This is a genomic window from Rhodoferax sp., assembly GCF_028714215.1.
GTDB lineage: Bacteria > Pseudomonadota > Gammaproteobacteria > Burkholderiales > Burkholderiaceae_C > Rhodoferax.
In genome coordinates this window covers 1-3,969 of record NZ_JAQTMS010000099.1, presented here as the reverse complement: position 1 = coordinate 3,969, position 3,969 = coordinate 1, and the positions used below count along the sequence as shown (strand labels likewise).

Genomic DNA, 3,969 nt, shown 5'->3' with positions numbered 1-3,969 from the left:
GGTGAAAGATTCTCGATGCGCTCGCCGCGCAGTTCAATCGACCCCTTGGTCGCTTCACCACGCTCACCGCGCAGCAGGTTGGAAATAGCACGCAAGGTGGTGGTCTTGCCCGCGCCGTTGCCGCCCAGAATGGCCACGATTTTTCCTTCGGGCACATTGAGCGAAACGCCTTTGAGAACCAGAATGACGTGGTTGTAAATGACCTCGATGCCATTGACGTTGAGAACGATTTTTTTGGAGTCCATATATCCTTGCCTTCACCAATCTGTCACCAATCGGCAGCACTGCGCGCAATGCTGCCGATTGGACTGTCATTACCGACTTGAGAAGTCTTCATTGCGGACCCAGTCCGCAATGAGATTCAAAAGACCGAGAATGACAAGTCGATCAGGACTGGCAGTCCTTCACATCGCGCCGGGTCATCTTCTTGTCGGCAAGATATTTGTCCGCACCGGCCTTGATCATGGGTTTGAGAATCTGCTCATCCGCCTCGAGGTAATCCGAGCTGATGTCCCATTTCTTTCCGTCCCAGGTCTCGATACGCGCGGCGGTCGAGCCCATGTGGTCAGCGCATGAAGTGCTGAGCGGGCGCATGACGCCGGCAAAACCCAACGCATCAAGCTTCTTCTGGTCCAGCGCCAGGTTCTCCAGGCCCCAGCGCACCTGTTCGCCGGTCATGACCTTGCCCTTGCCAAAGCGCTCCTGAGCCTTGCGTACGGCTTCAATGCTCAGCATCTGGATGATCACGCCGCGCGTATACAGCACTTGGCCGACTTCGTCTTTAGGCCCCGTGCCTTGACCTTTGGCATGCACATATTTCAGGATGTCCTGCATGACTTTGGGCTGTTGACCCGAGGTGTTGAGCGCCAAGGCGTGGTAGCCCTTGGCACCTTCGCCCACGTCCTTCACGTCCGGCTCGGCACCGGCCCACCACACGCCGTACATCTTGTCACGCGGGTAGCCGGTGGCCTGCGCTTCTTTCAACGAAGTGGAATTCATCACGCCCCAGCCCCACAGCAGCACATAGTCAGGTTTGCTTTGACGAACCTGAAGCCAGGTGGCCTTTTGATCCACGCCCGGCGCGGTGACGGGCAACAACTGCAACTCAAAGCCGTGCATCTTCGCGCGCTCTTGCAGCAGCGGAATCGGCTCCTTGCCAAATGGACTGTCGTGGTACACGAGTGTGATCTTCTTGCCCTTGAGCTTGTCGAGGCCACCCAGGCTCTTGCCAATGTGCTGAATCAGGATGTCGGCACCCGTCCAGTAGCTGCCCTGCAAGGGAAAGTTCCACTTGAACGCCATGCCATCTTGCGAGACGGCCAGGCCGTAGCCGAGGGTCACCAAGGGAATTTTGTCCACAGGTGCCTTTTCGGTCAGGGCAAAGGTAATGCCGGTACTCTGCGGGTCAAACAGCGCCACGCCGGGTCGGCTCTTCAGGCGCTCATAGCACTCAACGCCACGGTCGGTCGCGTACGCGGTTTCGCACTCTTCGTAGGTCAGCTTGACACCATTGATGCCGCCATCACGGGCAATGACCATCTTGAGATAGTCCTGTTTGCCGTTGGCCCAGGGCGTGCCGTTGGGCGCGTAAGCACCCGTGCGGTAGGACAGCAGCGGGAAGAACTGCTCCTTGGCCTGCGCGTAGGCGCCAACCCCGATCGCAGCCAACAGGCCTGCCAAAACAACGTTACGAATTTTCATGGAAGTCTCCTCATGTATTGGCACTCGCATGCCTGTGGTTAAAGAAAAAAGTGAATCAAAAAATGGTCTTAATGGGGGAAGGGCCACAAGCGCAGTTTCTGCTTGCCAATGGACCACAACTTGGCCAGACCATGAGGCTCGACGATCAGGAACCACACAATCAAGGAACCAAACACGATCAACTCAGCGTGCGAGGTCACAACGGTCGAAATCGGAACACCAACTGCACGCCCCAAAAAAGGCAGAAACTGGTTCAAAAAGATCGGCAAAATCACGATAAAGGCAGCGCCAAAAAAACTGCCCATGATGGAGCCCATGCCACCGATGATCACCATGAACAGCAACTTGAATGACAGATCCACCGAGAATGCGGCCGGCTCCCAAGCGCTCAGATAGACAAAGCCCCACAGCGCACCGGCCACGCCAATAATGAACGAGCTGACCGCAAAAGCGCTGAGCTTGGCATACATGGGTCGGATGCCAATCACCGCAGCGGCCACATCCATATCGCGAATCGCCATCCACTCCCGGCCAACGGCACTGCGCACCAGGTTCTTGGCCAACAGCGCCAGCACCACCAAAATAGTCAGACAAAAAAGATACTTGGAGGTCGGGCTCTCAATTGGCATACCGAACACCTGCAAGCCCGCCACCGATACCGACCCGGATGGTGCGTCGTTGGTAAACCATTTGATGCGCAGGAACATCCAGTCACTGAAGAACTGCGCAGCCAGAGTCGCCACTGCCAGATAGAGCCCCTTCACGCGCAAGCTGGGCAGACCGAACAGGATGCCGAAAGCGCTGGCGCAAAGGCCGCCGAGAATGAGGGCCAGCAGCAGCGGCATACCGGGCACACGCACAAAGAAATTGAAGGCCGCGTAGGCCCCCACCGCCATGAAGGCACCCGAGCCCAATGAAATTTGCCCACAGTAGCCAACCAGGATATTCACCCCCAAGGCGGCCAGCGACATGATCAAGAAAGGAATCAAAATCGCCCGAAACATGTAGCCACTGCTGAGCATTGGAACGACGATGAAAGCCGCTGCGATGAGCAACAACACCGCCCAGCGATCTTGCGCAATCGGGAATATCTGTTGATCAGCGCGATAAGTTGTCTTGAACTGGCCGTTTTCTCTGTAAAACATAATGCTTCTTTTCCTGTGTGCCGTTACACGCGGTCAATAATCTTTTCACCAAACAGCCCTTGCGGCCGGAACAGCAGAAACACCAGGGCCAGCACGTAGGCAAACCAGATTTCGATGCCTCCACCGACGTAAGGGCCTACAAATACCTCGGACATTTTTTCGCCGACGCCAATGATGAGCCCGCCAATGATGGCACCCGGCACCGAGGTCAAACCACCCAGAATCACCACCGGCAAGGCCCGCAGTGCCACCGTGGTCAGCGAAAACTGCACGCCCAGCTTGCTGCCCCAGATCACACCGGCCACCAAGGCGACCACGCCGGCGACACACCAGACAATGAACCAGATGCGGTTGAGCGGGATGCCAATACTTTGCGCCGCCTGATGATCGTCGGCGACTGCTCGCAGTGCCCGCCCAGTGCTTGTTTTCTGGAAGAACAAGCTCAGCATGGCGACCAGCACGGCGGCAATCAGGGCGGCGTAAAGGTCTTCCTTGTTGATCAGGATGCCACCCTCAAAGACGCTTTCAAACGCCAGCATCGGGTCTTTTGGCATGCCAATGTTGATTTCGTAAATATTGCTGCCAAAAAGGGTCTGCCCGATGCCATCCAGGAAATAACCAATACCTAAAGTGGCCATCAGCAAGGTGGTGCCCTCCTGGTTGACCAGGTGGCGTAGCGCCAGTCGTTCAATCAGCCAGGCGACGACAAACATCACCAGGCCCGCGAGCAAGAAGGCGGCAAGGTTGACAACAATCCGATTGTCGATACCGGTCCAGCCCGGAATCCACTCAGAAAATCGCGCCATCGCCAGCGCTGCAAACAGCACCATGGCGCCCTGGGCAAAGTTGAAGACGCCTGAAGCCTTGTAGATCAGCACAAAGCCAAGCGCCACCAGCGAATACAACATGCCGGCCATCAGGCCACCGAGCAGGGTTTCAAGAAAAAATGCCATGATTAATGTCCCGTTCCAAGATAGGCGCTGATCACTTCTTCGTTGTTGCGCACTTCATCGGGCGTGCCGTCGCCGATCTTCATGCCGTAGTCCAGCACCACCACGCGGTCGGATATGTCCATCACCACCCCCATGTCATGCTCAATCAACACCACCGTGGTGCCAAACTC

4 protein-coding genes and 1 pseudogene are annotated in these 3,969 nt (G+C 56.6%); all 5 read right to left on the bottom strand.

The features are described 5' to 3' along the window. On the bottom strand, positions 1-245 hold a 245-nt coding region (locus PHS32_RS23915), incomplete at its 3' end, for an ATP-binding cassette domain-containing protein (protein WP_301082075.1). A 142-nt stretch (positions 246-387) separates the two neighbouring features. Continuing rightward, positions 388-1,701, bottom strand: coding sequence for an ABC transporter substrate-binding protein (locus tag PHS32_RS23910; protein WP_301082074.1), 1,314 nt, complete (start codon positions 1,699-1,701; stop codon positions 388-390). 68 nt (positions 1,702-1,769) lie between these two features. Next, positions 1,770-2,846, bottom strand: a complete 1,077-nt coding sequence (locus tag PHS32_RS23905; RefSeq protein WP_301082071.1) for a branched-chain amino acid ABC transporter permease — start codon at positions 2,844-2,846, stop codon at positions 1,770-1,772. A gap of 23 nt (positions 2,847-2,869) precedes the next feature. After that, positions 2,870-3,799 carry a branched-chain amino acid ABC transporter permease gene (locus PHS32_RS23900; protein ID WP_301082070.1) on the bottom strand — a complete coding sequence of 310 codons (930 nt, stop codon included), beginning with the start codon at positions 3,797-3,799 and terminating at the stop codon, positions 2,870-2,872. A 2-nt stretch (positions 3,800-3,801) separates the two neighbouring features. Beyond that, positions 3,802-3,969, bottom strand: a pseudogene (locus PHS32_RS23895) (ABC transporter ATP-binding protein); the annotation flags it as partial.

Coding starts and splice junctions, on each gene's coding strand:
- PHS32_RS23910 (WP_301082074.1), bottom strand. CDS start 1,701: ATGAAAATTCGTAACGTTGTTTTGGCAGGCCTGTTGGCTGCGATCGGG.
- PHS32_RS23905 (WP_301082071.1), bottom strand. CDS start 2,846: ATGTTTTACAGAGAAAACGGCCAGTTCAAGACAACTTATCGCGCTGAT.
- PHS32_RS23900 (WP_301082070.1), bottom strand. CDS start 3,799: ATGGCATTTTTTCTTGAAACCCTGCTCGGTGGCCTGATGGCCGGCATG.